The organism is Methanosphaera cuniculi (genome assembly GCF_003149675.1).
Lineage (GTDB): Archaea > Methanobacteriota > Methanobacteria > Methanobacteriales > Methanobacteriaceae > Methanosphaera > Methanosphaera cuniculi.
In genome coordinates this window covers 1-17,232 of record NZ_LWMS01000019.1, presented here as the reverse complement: position 1 = coordinate 17,232, position 17,232 = coordinate 1, and the positions used below count along the sequence as shown (strand labels likewise).

Genomic DNA, 17,232 nt, shown 5'->3' with positions numbered 1-17,232 from the left:
GCGACCATAGCGGTAGGGTCACATCTGATCTCGTCTCGATCTCAGTAATAAAGTCTACCTACGTTTTAATTGGTACTATAAGTGGTAAGCTTATGGGAAGGTTAGAAAGTTGCCGGCCTTTTAATTATAATAATATTATTTTTGAATACTATACTTTTTTTTTACTAAATAATTTTCTACTAATTTTTAACAATTTATTTTTATATACTCTATGTTTATGCAATATTTTCTATTTTTATTGTTTTTTGAATATTTATTCCCTTTTTTTTAATTTTTAATTTATTTTTATAGTAACTGTTATTAATTTACATTGTTATATATAGTAAGTAGATAATGAATTTAAAATTTTTCTTGGAGGAAATTTAATTTTTATTTCATTTTTAATTAATTAATTATAGGAGGAAACTTAGTTATGAGTCTTAATCTTTCTTCTGTTGAGAAGAGGTTAGTGATTACTGTATTTTTCTGTATGTCTTTTACTATTGCTAACTTAATTACTGTAAAGATTATTGATCTTAGTTTTTTAGGATTAATGGTTCCAGCTGGTGTTTTAATTTATCCGCTGGTTTATGTTTTAACTAATGTTATTACAGAAGTTTATGGTGAAAGAGCAGCTCGTAGAACTTTAGTTTTAGGTATTGCAGCTGATGTATTATTTGTATTTATGACAACTTTATTGTTATTTTTACCATCACCTGCTAATTATACAGGAGATAGTAGTTTAGCATTTGTATTTACTCAGACTCCAAAGATTCTTATAGCTTCATATATTAGTTATCTTATTGGTAATCTTGTAAATGCTCGTTTAACTGTTATTGTTAATCGTGGGGATTCACATATAGGACTTAGAAATTTATTTGCTATTGCTATGGGTGAACTTGTTGATAATATTATCTTTATTGGACTTGCATTTATTGGTGAAGTTCCAGTTATGGAAATTGCTATTATGATTTTCAGCCACTGGGTATTAAGTTTAATTTGGATTTCAATTGCTGAACCTTTCACTATGCGCGTTGTCAGATGGGCAAAACGTGATGATGCAATTGAAGGTAGTAATGATACTACTGTAGCATAAGTATTTTTAAAATTTTAATATTCTATTTGGAGTATTATATTTTTTTAGTACTTCTTTTTTTATTTTTTTTTATAGATTTTTGATCTCCTTTTTTTGGAATAATGTTTTTTAGTAGTTAAAATATTTTCTATTTGTTGATTTTGTATTATTAATGTTAAAGTTTTTTTTTTATTACTGTTTTTATAGTTAAGTATAAATATATAAAAAATTTAATATTCTTATTATAAATAAGAAGGATTTTGTTTTATTTATGAAAGATAATAATTTTAATAATCAATTTTTTAATAGTATGAATAATACTAATTTTATGAAAATGAGTAAGTGGATATATCTGATTTCATTTATTTTTCAATGGTCTATACTATCTATGATAATAAACTTATTTACCCTTGGAATGTTTAGATTTATTGTATTTTTTATCTTTATTCTTGATGGTTTTTCAATGTTAATACGAAAAAACAAGACAATTAAAGCACCATCATTTGTTCTATCTGTAATATGGAAAATTCTTGATCATATCAATTTACAAAATATTATTTATAAAACATCCTATTATACACATAATTTCATAACAAAATTAAAAAATACGTATAATATAATAGCAGATAAACTTAGAAACACAAAACAGGTACTTAAAAAACAGAAATCAAAAACAAATAAATATAAAAAAGAACGCATGTTTAATAAGTTTTCAGATGAAATTGGAAAAAAAGTAATTGTTGAATATGTTAATGAGGATGGATGTAAACTTCAAAAAGATTTTAAATATAAAGATCGTCTTAAATCATTTATAAATCTTTTAAGTCGTGAAGGATATAAAGATTATACGATATTTAATATTGATCCAAGATTAACACCAGCATATATTATAAAAACACCTAATGGTGATCTTGTTGATGTTGAAAATGATAGAATAAAAATATCTCATAATGATTCTGATTATAAGTTTATTATGGAATCTTGGATATAATATTTTTACATTAGATATTGTTTAATTTTTACTTATTTTTTTATTTTTTAATTTTTATATTATGTATTTTTTTATAAATTTTTCATCAATTAGTAATTTTATTAATTTAGCTGTATTTTTTTTAATATTTTTAGACTATATTCTATAATTTCTTGTTTTTTTTGTACATTGTTTAGCATACTTGCTTTTAAAACTATAAATAAAATAGAGTATATATTATTATTAGTGAACAGGTAAAATTATATTACCTTTAAAATAAGAATAAAATAATTTTTACAATGGATGTAATAAACTATGATATTAAGAAAAGACTTTCTAAGAAAAATGATCTTAAAATACAATTTATAAGGATTGTAAGATCATAAACTGGATACTTAAACCCCTATTTCTATATATTTATTTTTAATAACAAATTTTTTCTAATAATTTTAATTATTTTATGTTTATATATTAATGATATTTTTTTTTCTTTATGGATGTTTGTAAATTCTACCTTTTTTTAATGAAAGTTAATTTTCATTGTTTTAAACCGAAAAGTATATATATGATGATAATAATATTATAATATAGAGTGTGATGCCGTCGTGGCTCAGTAGGTAGAGCGTTCGGCTGTTAACCGATTGGTCACAGGTTCAAGTCCTGTCGACGGCGCTAACTATTTAAAACTCTTTTTTTTAACTTTTTTTTTAAATAATTACTAATAAATATAACAACCTACTCTAGGTATAATAAACTTTTTTTTTATATAAAAAAATAATCTTTTTCTAAATAATAATATGGGGAGGAAAGAAGTATTCCCTCTCTTTTTTTTATTTAATCATCAGAGTTTTCTTCTTGTTTTTTCTTACGTTCATCTTCTTCTTTTTTAAGTTCTTTATCTTTTATTTTGTTAATTAATTTATTTACTTCATTCATAAAAAAAATAATCCCTCCCAAAATATAAAAAATAATTTTTCTAAAGTTTTAATCTTTTAACATAAGTATATGCCTGATCATACATACTTACAGCATACTGCATATCCATCTGATTTGTAATATTAAAAGATACAAGATCTGTCTCATTATATCCAGCAAACTTTTCAACACTACATCTACCTGATAAATCAATAATACGATCATATGGAACTTCAACAATAACCTTTACATGATCCTCTTCTGGTATTATCTTAGCAAACTCCATATTACGATTAGAATATATTATCTCATCATCATTAATTTGTTTTACTACATTTGATGTTTTAGAATCAATCCGACTAATAAGTTTATTAAACATTTCACATAAAGGATATTCATCATCACCTATAATTTCAACAATACTTTTATCACCATATGTCATCTTAAATTCAATCCTATCATATTTTTTATTTTTTTTATAAATATATCTAATTATCAAAAACAATATATAAAAATATATCCACAAAAAAAATTCTTAATAAAAAAAGGGAGAGTAGAAATTAAAATGAGTGTAATAGAAAAAGATGAAGAAAATCTAAATACAATAGAAGAATTATACCTATTTGATGCAATACTATTTGAAAACACAGTACTAATAATAGATGATATAGAATACTCAATATGCTACGTAGCATTTGAAAAAATATATGATATAGTAATGCAAGATCGAAAACATACTCATATCATAAGTTATGAAGAAACTAAAGAATTAACTCCACTTCAACAAGAATATTTTAACATGCTTCAAGGTGAAACAAAAACAGATGAACATGGAAATAAAGTTGAATGTGTAAGTCATAGTATAGAATATGTATTCTAAAAAAAAGTAAAAAATAAAAAAAGAGAGGAATAACTCCTTTTTTTAATTAATCCCCTCCATTCTTTATTTAATAAAAAATCTCTTTTTCTAATTTTCAAGTTTATCTAAAATAATTTTTTTTTATCTGCCAAGTCTATATGCATTAACTTCAACATAAGTCTCATTTTTATCTGATATAAGAGATAATACACCAGCAATAATAAGCCAAATACCTAAAATAGCTGCAAGAATATAAACATTACCAATAAATATACCTACAACAATAAATGCAATACCAAATAAAATACCTACTAAACCAAGTAAACTAAATGGTGCAAAGAAAGCAGAAGTAATAATATTAGCAATACCCAAAATGATAAAGATAATACCAATAAGATAAACTATAGCACTAAATATGGTAATTACCAGAACTGGACTAAATAATAAAGCCCATCCAAAGATAAAACCAAGAATGGAAACTAGAATCGAAACAATACCAGTAACTGGAGAAGATCCAATCTGACTAATACCATAAATGAAAAGAATAGCAGCCAGAATTAAAACAATAGCACCAAGAACATATCCAACAGCTAAAATAAAGCTAGGACAAAGTAGTAAAACAATACCCACTACAATCATTAGAATACTACTAATTTCTTTACGTCTATAATCTGAAATCTCCATAGCCACATCCCTCCTAATACTTTTTATTTTATATTTCAATATTATAAAAGCACCACTATATAAACATGATTATAATTAATAAATAATAAAAACCATTATTTGAAAAAAAAAGAGAAGATAAAATTAATTTTTTATAAAAGATCTAAGATCTAAGAATAATTTTTATTAATTAAAATAGCTATAAAAAATTAATATAAGAAATAAAACTTAGAAAAAAAATATTTTATTTTTTTCTAATGGATTTGATCAAATGATAAAATCAAGAAATTCAAAATTTTTATTAATTGGATTAATAATAATATCAGTTCTTATAACAATAACTTCAATAAATGCAACAGACATAAATGAAACATCAACTATCCAACAAGAAAATATACACAACATTAATGATATTATACAAAATAATCCAATTAAAAATAACAATACAAAAAAAAATTAATACAAAATATGAAGATAAAAAAATAACTAAAAAAGACTCAACAGTAAACAATTACACACAACTATATAACAAAATTGAAGAAATCAAAACAACATCAACAAACCATGAAGAAATAATAACACTAAATCCTGGAAACTACAATATAACAGAAACAATAAACTGGGGAAACACAACACACACAACAAAAACACTAACAATAAAAGCAAACAATATAACAATAGATGGACAAAACCAGAAACAATTCATAACAATAACAAATGGATATACCTTAATTCTGGAAAATATGATAATACAAAACTGTAACTCAACAAATGGATCTGTAATCTTCAATGAAGGAAGAACAATAATAACAAACTCAACATTCAAAAACAACAATGCAGAATGTGGAGGAGTAAATTATAACCATGGAATTATGAACATAGCTAACTCAACATTTAACAGAAATAATGCAGAATTTGGAGGAGTAAATACAAACGTTGGTTCTATGAATATATTTAACTCAATTTTCAACAACAACACAGCATATGAAGGAGGAGTAAATTATAATAATGGAACAATATCAATTATAAATTCAACTTTCAATAATAACTATGGAAATTATAGTGGAGTAAATGAAAATAACAAAGGATTTATGAATGTAATAGAATCAAACTTCACAAATAATTCTGCAGGTTATAATGGAGGAGCAAACATAAACCATGAAGATGCAATTCTAAATATAAGAAATTCTACTTTCATAAAAAACAAAGCACAATATATGGGAGGATGTAATTTTAATGAAGGAAACATATCTATAACCAATTCAACCTTCAAAAATAACACAGCAGAATGGGGAGCAGTAAACTACAATAACTATAATAAAATGGAAATAATTAACTCAACATTCAACACTAATCATGCAGAAAGAGGAGGAGTAAATTATAATGTTTATCAAATGACTATAATTAATTCAAACTTTACTAAAAACTCTGTGCTAAGTTTTGGAGGAGCAATTTATAACTATGGTGAATCTATAAATATAACAAATTCAACCTTCAATGAAAACATGGCAGAATCTGGAGGTGCAGCAATCTATAATGAGTATGGTAGTATAAATATAAATAAGTCAATCTTTACAAATAACTTTGATAATAATAACATAACCATTATAAACTTAGATAATTTTACCATGATAGATTCTTCAATTAGTAACTACTATGGAACTTATAATGTTACTTCTAATATAACTATTACATCCCCAATTTCAGATACTCAACTAAATACTACAAGTACAGTTCAATTTATCATTGAAAATCAAACATATAATACTAATAAAAATAATGAAAATATAATTCAAATAGAAAAACAATTTAACAATCCAGGAAATCAAATAGTATTAGTAAAATATCCTAACATGCAAACAAACCAAATAAATTTAAAATACACTATACAAGGAAATATACAAAATACAACACTACCATCTGAAACAATAAAAACACTAACAAACAAAACACTAACAATAAACATAAATGATACACAAAATAATCCACTAAAAGGAGAAATAACAGCTAAAATCAAAATAGATAACATAAAAATAATAACAACAAAAATAAATGAAGGATTATTAAATGTAACAATACCAACAGATACACTAAAATCAGGAAAATACAAAATAGCAATAGAAATACCAGAAAGTGAGATTTACACACCAGGTGAAATAATCCAACAACTAACAATAAACAAAAGAGACATACAAAACATAACACTAACAAACAAAACAATAAAAACTCAAACAAACCACCATATCATTCTAACTTTAAATGATACAATAGGAAATAAACTTCAAGGAAGTATATTATCAGTAGTAAAAATTAATAATGCAACACAATTTCATACAAAAGTAGAAAATGAAATACTAAACATAACACTTAAAACAGATGATTTCAGGGCAAAAAAATATCCAATATTAATAAAAATAGGAGAAAATAACTACTACAACCAGGGAATAATAACACAAAATTTAATAATTGAAAATAGAAACTCTAACATTACAATAAACACAAATACACCAACAGTAAAAGAACAACTATATGTAGATGTAACAGTAAAAGAAGATAAAAAATTAGTAAATGGTGGATTTGTAATCTTTAAAATAAATGGAAAAACACTAAAAGATACACAAGGACAAGAAATAAAAGTAAATGTAGTAAATGGAATAGCAACACTAAACTACACACTACCAAACACAATAGGTGGAGGAAAATATAATATAACATGTGTATATAATAGTCCATTTTATAATAGACAACAAACAACAAAAAACTTCACAATCCAGAAAATAGACATACAAAACACAACAATACCAGAAATAACAACTAAACAAGGAGAAAATACAACACTAAATATCCAAGTAAATGATACAAACGCAAATCCAATAGAAGGAAAAACACCAATATGCATAAAAATTAATGGAAAAACCTTCATAAAAACAAACATAACAAATGGAAAAATCAACTTAACACTACCAATAGATACATTTAAAAATCCAGAATACCAATTACTAATAATAATTGGACAAACAGCAAACTACAACCAAAAACAATACACAACAACACTTAAAATAATTTCCCCAAATGCTAAAATTTTAAGGGAAATAGAATAAAAAAAAATTTTATTCTTTAGTTAAAGGGTAAAAAATAATGTAGATAAAAAAACTGTAATTAGTTAAATAATTTTAATCTACCTTATTTTCTTTTTTTTAATATTAAATTCTCTAAATATAAATTTACTTGAAAAAAATAAGGATTATTTAAAAGATCTCTTTTATTAAATTAGATATTTAGAGCATATCTTAATGTTTAATTTAAGAACTTTAATTTTAAATTAACAGTATTATTCTAATACAATATTTATAATATATTTAATACTCCAAAAAGAATATAAAAAAATAGTAAAAAAAAGAAAAAAGAAATTAAAAAAAAAATTTTAACTTTCCTAACTCCTCTTCTCCAAAAAAAAAATAAAAATAATTTTTTTTATAATTTTTTCCTCTAGTATCTATTTTTGACCATAAGCATTTACATCAATATAAGTTTCATTCCTATCAGACTGAAGTGAAAGAACACCTGAAATAATCAGCCAAATACCAATAATAGCAGCAATCACATAAGGATTACCAATAAATATACCTGCAATAATAAATGCAATACCAAATAAAATACCTACAATACCAAGTAAACTAAATGGTGCAAAGAAAGCAGAAGTAAACATATTAGCAATACCAACAAGTATAAAGATAATACCAATAAGATAAACCAAAATACTAAAGATAGTAACAACTAATACTGGACTAAAGAACAATGCCCAACCAAAGATAAATCCAAGAATTGCTACAATAATACTAATAACACCCGTTATAGGTGAAACAAGACACTGACTGATTCCAAAAATTAATAAAATAGCAGCCAGAATTAAAACAATAGCACCAAGAACAAATCCAACAGCTAAAAAAAAGCCAGGACAAAGCAGTAAAATAATACCCACTACAATCATCAAAATACTACTAATTTTTTTACGTCTATAATCAGAAATTTCCATGCTACAATCTCCCTCCTATATTTTTTATATAAACAACAATCTAAAAATAAAAATATATAAACATAGCCATAATTAGCAAACAATAAAACTAAAAAAAAAACAAGAAATTAAAAAAAATAGAAAAAAGGGAGATTAAAATAAATAAAGGAAGTTATATAAAATTTTTATCTAATAAAATTCATTTCCTTTTCTGTTAAGAGTATAATAACCATAATTTCCAATTGATTCATAAGGACCTCTGAAGTTACAATACCATACATATCCATCTCCATCATCCATATTACAGATTGTTGAATCACCTTGTTGTGTATTATCAGTAAAGTTACAACTATCTACATCTATATGTCCATAATTATAAATTGTACCATATAAATCATTCGTATTATATGTAAAATTGGAATAGTAAATATATGCTCTTCCATCTTCACTATTAAATACTCCTGATGAAAGTACTCCATGGTTTTGATTGAAGTTACATGATGTTATATGTGTATTACTCTCCATATTACATACTGTTGTATGTTGTGTTGCATTATTTTTAGTAAAGTTACATTTACTCATATTTAATACAGAATCTCCACTATATATTGCAGATCCATCATCTGCTTTATTTGAATTAAATATGGAGTTGTTAATTTCTCCTTCTGAACAATTTGCAATATATACTGCTCCTCCAAATTCTGCATAATTATTTGTAAATTTAGAAGATATGATATTCACATAATTATCATCTGAATTCTCATTTTCAACACATATTGCTCCTCCAATTGATTCTGCTCCTTTAAGTAGATCAAGTTTGTTATTTGTAAAGGTTGAATCTTGAACATATAATGAAGATCTAAGAACATACATAGCTCCTCCTCGATATTCACCTTTATTATTTAAATATGTGGAATATTTTGAAGTTTGAAGTCCACCATCAAATATGGCTGTTGCAGCACCATTTGATGCTCAGTTTTCTTTAAATGTACAATGCTCTAAACATGAATAACCATTACTTGTCTCAGTAATTATAGCTCCTCCACTGTTTTCTCCGACATTTTTAGAAAATACTGTATTATATACATATATACTATTTTCATTATCAATAGCTCCACCAATAAGTGCATTATTATTAGTGAATTTTGATTTTTCAATAACCATAGTTCCACTATTATAAACTGCTCCACCAACATTTGCTTTACTATTTTTTAATTCAGTATTTTCAAGGTTTAATTTACCTTTATTTGAAAATACTCCACCATTATTTTCAGTATAATCATATGAAGCTGAGTTACAATTTTGTATTATAATATCATTTACATCTAAACGATACCCTGGTTTTATGCTCATAAATTTATACTTGTTTTGACCATCAATAATATGGTTATTTCCATTAATAGTTAAGTTTCGTACTTTGTTAGCATCAGCCCATAGTGAAAGTTTAGTAATTTTAAAATTACTATAAATGTTAATAGTACATTCTTTATTTTCATTTATCTTTTTTATTTTAGATAATGCATTGGTAAAGTCATTAAAACTATATACATCATATGTTGTTTGAATAGGGCGTGGTGTTACTTTTTGGTATATTTTAGCAGTATAGAAGGAATATTCAGTATAGAATATTGCTCTGATTCTTTCACCAGGTTCTGTGTACTGGTGATTTGCTTCAATTCTATGATTTACTAGTTTAATTTCATTATTATATACTACTCCATCAACATGGAAGTAGAATCCATTACGTGTTGATATGTGTAAATCTTTGACAGGTGATTTGTAGTTTACAGTTTTAAGTTCTTCTACACTATTTTTAGCATCAAGTTGGAATTCATTATCAGATCCATCTATTGCTTTATCTGTAAGTACTAAAACTTCATTATTATAATCTTGATAGAATTCATTAAAGTCTAATCTGACATTACCACCATAATTTATAAGGATAATTCCATCATTTTTAGCAGTGTTGTATTCATATAATGAATATTTTACAACCAAACTTCCTTTGTTATTATATGTATCAGCTGCTCTTATTGCGGTATTTTTAAATGAATTTATATCATAGCAATTAATATTTCCTTTATCATTATAGTTTACTCCACCATTAGTTGCATTATTATATTGGAAAAGAGTATATGTAATTTTCATATCTCCTGTATTATAATTACATCCTCCACGTATTGCTTCATTTGAATTTAGTGTTGAATTGTTAATTATAATATTTCCTTTATTATTATAGTTTACTCCACCATTATTTTTTGCTTCATTTGAACTTAGTGTTGAGTTATAAATTATAATTTTTCCTTTATCATTATAATTTACTCCACCATTATCACCAGCATTACTATAATATGCTGTGGATTTTGTTATATTAATTGTTTTAAAGTTATAATTTACTCCACCTTTTTGTTGTGCATTATTATCATATAAATAAGAATATTCTATTAAAATATCACCATAATTTACATTTACTCCACCATTTTTTGCTCTGTTATAGTATAATGATGAGTCAGATATTTTAATTGTTGCATCTTTACTATTATAATTTACTCCACCATTACTTGCATAATTAGATTCAATATTTGAATTTGTAATTTCAATTATTGATTTTATATTATTGTAGTTTGATCCACCATTTATTGTAGCATTATTATAATTCATATTTGAAGTTTCAATGTAGAGTTTTCCAGTATTATAGTTTGCTCCTCCACGTGTTGCTTTATTTCTATTTATTTTTGAATTTTCAATTGTAAGTGTTCCATTGTTATTATAGTTTGCTCCTCCATTAATTGCTTCACTTGATTCTAGATTGGAGTTGTATATTGTTATTGTTCCTTTGTCATTGTAGTTTATTCCACCATTATTTTTTGCCATGTTTTTTGTGAGTGTAGAATCATCAATAGTTAATGTTCCTTTATTGTTATAGTTTACAGCTCCATTTCTGGTTACTTGGTTGTTTTTTAGTGTGGATTTTATTATGTTTATTTTTTTATTATTGTAGTTTATAGCTCCATTGGTTGCTTTGTTATTGTAGATGTCTGATGATTTTATTATAATATTTCCATTGTTGTAATTTACTCCTCCATTACTGTTTGCTTGGTTGTTTTTTATTGTTGTGCTTGTTATGTTAAGTTCTCCTGTATTATAGTTTACTGCTGCTTGTGTTGCTTTGTTATATGATATGTATGATTTTGTTATGTTTACTGTTCCTTTGTTGTTGTAGATTATTCCACCATTTTGTGCATTGTTATTTGAAAGTGAACAATTTAGTACTTTGAGGTTTGCTTGATCATTATATATTACTCCTCCATTTATTGTTGCCGTGTTATTTAGGAATATGGAGTCATATATGTTTGTTGTTCCTTTGTTGTATATTACTGCTCCTCGTTGACTATTTGCATATCGTATTTTAAAGTTATATAAATCAAGAGTATGTCCTTTTTCTACTTTGATGAATTGTGTTTTGTTTGATCCATCTAGTAGTTTGTCATTTCCATATATTTTTAATGTTTTTATTTTTGAATTTCCCCATGTTAGGGTTTGGTTTATTTTAAAAGGACTTTTTATGTTGATAATTGCATGTTTATTTATTGGTTGTTTTTTAATTTGGTTTATAGCATTGATAAGTTGTGTATTATTATATATATTATATTCTAGTATTGGTGGAAGTATAACTTCTTGTTTTATTGTAACATTGTATTGATTATATTTTATGTTTAGTATTTTTGTTCCTGTTGTTGTGAATTGATATTTTGTTTGTACTATTCCATTATTATCTATTGGTGTTGAGTTTATGAAGTATGATCCGTCATAGAATGATATTTTAGTGTTTTTTTGTGATTGGTCTTTTATTGGTGATTTTATTGTTGTTATTTTACATGTTTCTATTTTGTTTGTTTTTGTTAGTTGGATGGTGTTGTTTTGTCCTTTTATTTGTTTGGTTGTGAGGATGATGTTTGTGTTATTGTATTTTTCTTGTTTGAATTGGTTGTTAATTAGATAACAGTTGTCTTTATAGTTGATTATGTCATCTGCATTATTATTTGCTTTGTTGTCTGTGAATTTTGCACTATTAATTGTGAATGTTCCTTGGTTGTTATATAGGCTTGCTGCTCTTTTTGCCTGGTTTTGTTGTAGTGTGGAGTCTGTTATTTGAATTGTTCCTTTATCATTATATATTACTCCACCATTTAATGTTGCTTTGTTTGTTTGTAGTGTTGATTTGATGATTGTGGTTTTGTTGTAATTGTAGTTTACTCCTCCTCTGGTTGCTGTGTTGTTATTGAAATTTGAGGATTTAATGTATAATGTTCCATAATTTGTAGTTACTCCACCATTATTATCTGCTGTATTTTGATTAAATTGTGATGTGTAAATATTTAATGTTGCAGGTTTATTGTTGTATATTGCTCCTCCATTGTTTGCTTTATTAGAAAGTAGTTTAGAGTTTGTTATGGTGGTTGTTTTTTTATCATTGTATATTGCTCCACCATTACTATTATTTGCTTGATTATTTTTCATGGTGGTACTTGTAATATTAGTTAAACCTGTTGTGTAAATTGCTCCTCCACGTGTTGCTGTATTAAATGAGAAGTAGGAATTTGTTATATTTAATTTTCCATTATTATTGTAGATTACTCCACCATTATCATATGCATGGTTATTTGTAAAAGAACCATTTTTTATTTTAAGATTTCCATTATCATTATATATTACTCCACCATTTCCATATGCAGAGCTGTTTATAAAAATAGAATCATATATATTTACAGTTCCCTTAATAAATTGCAGATCCACTAGTTTCAACACGATTATTTTGAAATCTGGAAGTGTATATGTTAACTGTTCCTTTATTATATATTACAGAACCTTTATCAGCATATGCTCTTTGAATTTTAAAATTATGTAATTCAAGTTTATATCCACTTTCTACAGTAATAAAATTATGATAACGTGCATCTAGAATATTATCATTTCCATTAATTATTAATGTTTTAACATTATTTCTTGAATTACCCCAATATAATGTATTTGTAACATTATAGTCTCCTTTATACAGATTAATTGTTAGTGTATCATAATAATATGGGTAATTTGAATTTTTTATATCTGATATTGTATTATATAATTGATAGTAACTTCTTACACTTCTTTCAATTGAATCTTGTTTTACTGTTTTATTATCTCTGTTTGTTTGTAGTGTTTTTGTTGAATTAGGTGTTGTTGTGGTGTTTTGTTGTATTTTTTCATGTGTTTGTTTTATTTCTTTTTTATTACTTTTTTGTTTTATTTCATCTTTTTTATCACTTAGTTGTGGTGTGGTTGTATTTTTTGTTATTTCATTGTGATTTTCTATTTACATGATTTTGTGTATTTTCTACTGTTGTGTTGTCTGTTGCATTTATGCTTGTGAGTGTTAGTAGTAGTGTTATTAATGTGATTAAAAAGAGTATTTTTGTTTTGTGTTTTTATCTTGGAAGTATATCATGCTTAGTCCTTCATCTCCAAGGTATGTGCTTGTGTTTTGATCTTGGTATTCGAATGTGAAGTTTATGGGTTCTACTTGGTGTTCTTCGTTGTCTGATGCTGCACTTATTGTGGTTAGTAGGAGTGTTATGATTAGTGTTGTTATAAGTATTTTATTTTTCATTTTACTTATTTTTCTCCTGTAATGTTTTTTTTTTATTTATATTTACTTTATTTTTTTGTTGAGTTATATTTTTTTTCTTTTATATTGCTTGTATGTATTAATATGGGGATTTTTTAGTTAAATTTTTGTATTTTTAAGATTTTTTTTGTTTTATTTTATTGTATAACTTTTTTTTGGTGTATTTTTTATGAGGGGGATGGTTTTTTTTGTATTTGTAGTTATTTTTTGTGGTTTTTTGTTTTTTTTAAGTATTATATATTAGTTTTTATATATATTAAATTAGTTATTAAAATAAATTTTAAAAAAGATCCATTTAATAGGAATATTTAGTAGTGGTATAAAAGTTTATTTTATAATATTTAAAAAAAATTTTAATAGAGAGGCAATTTTTGATTATGTTAGATAAAGATCAAAAATCTAGGGTAATGAGAATTATTAGTACTCCTGAGTTTAAAAATAAGGTTTTTCTTATTAATACTTGCCAGTTTTTGTTTAATTATTATCTAAGGATGTATAGAAATACTAAAAATACATCTGAAGATATTATGTATTTAGTTGATGGTGAGTATAAACTTACATTAGATGAGAAAAAACGTATTTTAAAAGCTCATAGGTTTGGTGTAGTACTTGAACCATTATCTTTAGATATAATTCATGACCCACCACCATGGATGTGCAAGAACAACCAACAGTAGATAATACTTCACAAAAAGTATTTAGAAATGTAATGCTTCATTCACTACGTAGTGATATAAAACACCAAGAAAAACTGTTAACTTCTGAAAATTGGGAAAATTTTAATCATAAAAATCTTATTATGAAAATAAAAACTCAATCTCAACTTCTTAAAAATATGGATATTATTCATATAAATCGGGGAATTGTAACAGGATATAATAAGGCATTTGTTATTGATGAGGATACTAAAAATCAGTTAATTCATGATGATCCAAAGAATGCTGAGATTATTAAGCCAGTTCTTCATGGATCTGATATTAAAGATCATAGAATTAATTTCAGTAATAATTATCTTATCTTTACAAGACATGGTATTAATATTAGTGAATATCCTGTGATTGAGAAATATCTATCTAAATATAAGAAGAATTTACAGCCTAAATCTAAAAACACACGTAATAAAAGACAAAAGGGACGTTCTCATAGAAAATATAATTGGTATGAAATTCAATCTACTGGTCTTTTTTATAAGGATTTTGAAAAGTCTAAAATTGTTTATCCTACAATTGCACATCATTTAATGAGTGTATTTGATACAAATCAGTATTACTTACTTGATTCATGTTTTATGATCACATGTGATGATGATAAAATGCTTAAAGTTATTGATGCTATACTTTCATCTGAGTTAATTAATTATATATTACAAAATTCTATAGAACATATTAATAATCGTGGTCTTAGATTTAATAAAAAATATATAGAACATATACCAATAAGGAATCCGAATAAAAAAATAGCAGAAAAATTAGTTAACCAGAAACAGAAGATTATTAAAGGATATGAAAAGCTTGATGAAAACCTTGATATGGATGTAATTCGGCAGATTCAAAAAGATGAAAATATTCTTAATGAATTAGTATATGAATTATATGAATTACAAGAACCTGAAATAAAACTCATTAAAGATTACTTAGCAGAACTTAACATAAAAGCAAATACAAATTTAATCACTCCTCATGTAGAATGAAATGATATGAACTCTTTAATTAAAAAAAAATTTTTTATATAAACACCCTAAATGAAAATTTCTAAAAAATAATGATGATAATACTAAAAAAAATGTTTTTAAATTTAACCTCCATTTATTTGTTTTAACCTCCATCTTCTTTTTTTTAATTTTTAAATCTTTTTTTTTCATTATATATTAAATAATAACTAAAATTATATCTAGTTTATATAATAAGATAATTAAATTATATAATAAATAAAGAAATCTAAAAGGTGATATAAATGACAGATAAACATGGCGGAGACTTTGGCTTAGGAGAAGATAACGTAGATTACGCACAATATTTTACAGGAAAATCATATTTAAAACAATTAACAGATATGGATAAGGTAGATTTAGCTGTATCAAATGTAACATTTGAACCAGGATGTATAAATAATTGGCATATTCATCATGCTAAAAGTGGTGGAGGTCAAGTTTTATTATGTGTTGATGGTGAAGGATGGTATCAAGAAGAAGGAAAACCTGCTTTAAGTCTTAAACCTGGAGATTGTGTAAGTATTCCACCAAATGTAAAACATTGGCATGGAGCAAAAAAAGATTCATGGTTTTCACATATTGCAATAGCAGTTCCAGGAGTTGATGTATCAAATGAATGGTGTGAAGCTGTAGATCCTGAAGAATATGCTAAACTCAAATAAAATTGGGGAGTTTTATCTAACAATAATAAAAAGAGAATTTTTCTAGATTCCCCCCCCCCCTCCTTTTTTTTACTTTTTTTTATAGAATTTTCGTGTGAATGTTATAAATTGTTTAGTTTGTAAGATTAAAAATGCGGTAAATCTGGATTTTGTGTTTAGAATTTTATATTAAAAATTATAAATTGTTTAAAAAAAAATAGTTTCTTTTTTTTAGTTAAAGTTTTGGGTGGTCATGTATAAATAAAAAAAAATATTAATTTAGTATATGTATTTTATCATCATTTTTTTAATAAATACAGGTTTAATTTTCATCATCAGCTAGCATCCCCTTCCTTTTTTTTAATTTTTCTATTTTTAGTATATGTATTTCATCATCATTTTTCGTATAAATATTGTTTTTGTTTTCATTTTAAATCACACACTTTTTATAAATTAAGTACTTTTATTGTTGTACTTTTCATATTTTATAGTATGTTAGTAGTTTTATTTATAGTTTTAAACGTGTTTTACATATACAATGTATAGTTAAATAGTGGTATGATTATAAAAGTATAAAAAATATACAAAACATGAAAAGAAAAACTAAACAAAACAATAAAATACCAATAAAAATACAGTAAAATATTTAATAAAATTAAATTAACTTTAATCAATTAAACTAAATCTTAATAAATAAATTACATATATATACAATAAAAATAAAACATATATGTAT

Annotated in this window: 13 protein-coding genes, 1 tRNA gene and 1 rRNA gene; 9 read left to right on the top strand and 6 right to left on the bottom strand. The window is 24.7% G+C overall.

The window, feature by feature from the left end; genetic code table 11:
• The 4 genes from rrf to MSCUN_RS03410 all read left to right on the top strand — a co-directional run.
• A 5S ribosomal RNA gene (gene rrf / locus MSCUN_RS03425) occupies positions 1-118 on the top strand; the annotation flags it as partial.
• Between the two features lie 294 nt (positions 119-412).
• Positions 413-1,075, top strand: coding sequence for a queuosine precursor transporter (locus MSCUN_RS03420; protein WP_095608618.1), 663 nt, complete (start codon positions 413-415; stop codon positions 1,073-1,075).
• Positions 1,076-1,517: 442 nt separating this feature from the next.
• Positions 1,518-2,045, top strand: a complete 528-nt coding sequence (locus tag MSCUN_RS03415) for a hypothetical protein (RefSeq protein WP_143744861.1) — start codon at positions 1,518-1,520, stop codon at positions 2,043-2,045.
• Between the two features lie 578 nt (positions 2,046-2,623).
• Positions 2,624-2,696 (top strand) — tRNA-Asn (locus MSCUN_RS03410).
• Positions 2,697-3,000: 304 nt separating this feature from the next.
• On the opposite strand, the gene MSCUN_RS03405 is transcribed toward MSCUN_RS03410, so the two are convergent.
• The gene (locus MSCUN_RS03405) at positions 3,001-3,381 is read right to left on the bottom strand and encodes a hypothetical protein (RefSeq protein WP_095608616.1); all 381 of its coding nucleotides are present in this window, start codon (positions 3,379-3,381) and stop codon (positions 3,001-3,003) included.
• 123 nt (positions 3,382-3,504) lie between these two features.
• Between MSCUN_RS03405 and MSCUN_RS03400 the strand changes: the two genes are divergently transcribed.
• Positions 3,505-3,819, top strand: a complete 315-nt coding sequence (locus MSCUN_RS03400; RefSeq protein ID WP_095608615.1) for a hypothetical protein — start codon at positions 3,505-3,507, stop codon at positions 3,817-3,819.
• A gap of 120 nt (positions 3,820-3,939) precedes the next feature.
• Here MSCUN_RS03400 and MSCUN_RS03395 read toward each other — a convergent pair whose 3' ends face one another.
• On the bottom strand, positions 3,940-4,482 hold the full coding sequence (locus MSCUN_RS03395; protein WP_095608614.1) for a DUF308 domain-containing protein: 543 nt from the start codon (positions 4,480-4,482) through the stop codon (positions 3,940-3,942).
• A gap of 344 nt (positions 4,483-4,826) precedes the next feature.
• Here MSCUN_RS03395 and MSCUN_RS03385 point away from each other — a divergent pair, with 344 nt between their 5' ends.
• The gene (locus tag MSCUN_RS03385) at positions 4,827-7,562 is read left to right on the top strand and encodes an Ig-like domain-containing protein (protein WP_170104023.1); all 2,736 of its coding nucleotides are present in this window, start codon (positions 4,827-4,829) and stop codon (positions 7,560-7,562) included.
• 395 nt (positions 7,563-7,957) lie between these two features.
• On the opposite strand, the gene MSCUN_RS03380 is transcribed toward MSCUN_RS03385, so the two are convergent.
• From MSCUN_RS03380 to MSCUN_RS03365, 4 genes are all read right to left on the bottom strand, one after another.
• On the bottom strand, positions 7,958-8,497 hold the full coding sequence (locus MSCUN_RS03380) for a hypothetical protein (protein WP_095608611.1): 540 nt from the start codon (positions 8,495-8,497) through the stop codon (positions 7,958-7,960).
• Between the two features lie 168 nt (positions 8,498-8,665).
• Positions 8,666-9,349 carry a hypothetical protein gene (locus MSCUN_RS03375; protein WP_095608610.1) on the bottom strand — a complete coding sequence of 228 codons (684 nt, stop codon included), beginning with the start codon at positions 9,347-9,349 and terminating at the stop codon, positions 8,666-8,668.
• 99 nt (positions 9,350-9,448) lie between these two features.
• Positions 9,449-13,273, bottom strand: coding sequence for a hypothetical protein (locus MSCUN_RS03370; protein ID WP_095608609.1), 3,825 nt, complete (start codon positions 13,271-13,273; stop codon positions 9,449-9,451).
• A gap of 643 nt (positions 13,274-13,916) precedes the next feature.
• On the bottom strand, positions 13,917-14,126 hold the full coding sequence (locus MSCUN_RS03365) for a hypothetical protein (RefSeq protein ID WP_095608608.1): 210 nt from the start codon (positions 14,124-14,126) through the stop codon (positions 13,917-13,919).
• 509 nt (positions 14,127-14,635) lie between these two features.
• Between MSCUN_RS03365 and MSCUN_RS08195 the strand changes: the two genes are divergently transcribed.
• From MSCUN_RS08195 to MSCUN_RS03350, 3 genes are all read left to right on the top strand, one after another.
• Positions 14,636-14,821, top strand: a complete 186-nt coding sequence (locus tag MSCUN_RS08195; RefSeq protein WP_146192108.1) for a cupin domain-containing protein — start codon at positions 14,636-14,638, stop codon at positions 14,819-14,821.
• Positions 14,794-15,834, top strand: a complete 1,041-nt coding sequence (locus MSCUN_RS03355) for a TaqI-like C-terminal specificity domain-containing protein (RefSeq protein ID WP_095608606.1) — start codon at positions 14,794-14,796, stop codon at positions 15,832-15,834. The genes MSCUN_RS08195 and MSCUN_RS03355 overlap by 28 nt, the downstream gene beginning before the upstream one ends.
• A 263-nt stretch (positions 15,835-16,097) precedes the next feature.
• Complete coding sequence (locus MSCUN_RS03350; RefSeq protein WP_095608605.1) at positions 16,098-16,517, top strand: cupin domain-containing protein; 420 nt, start codon at positions 16,098-16,100, stop codon at positions 16,515-16,517.
• The last annotated feature ends 715 nt before the right edge of the window (positions 16,518-17,232 follow it).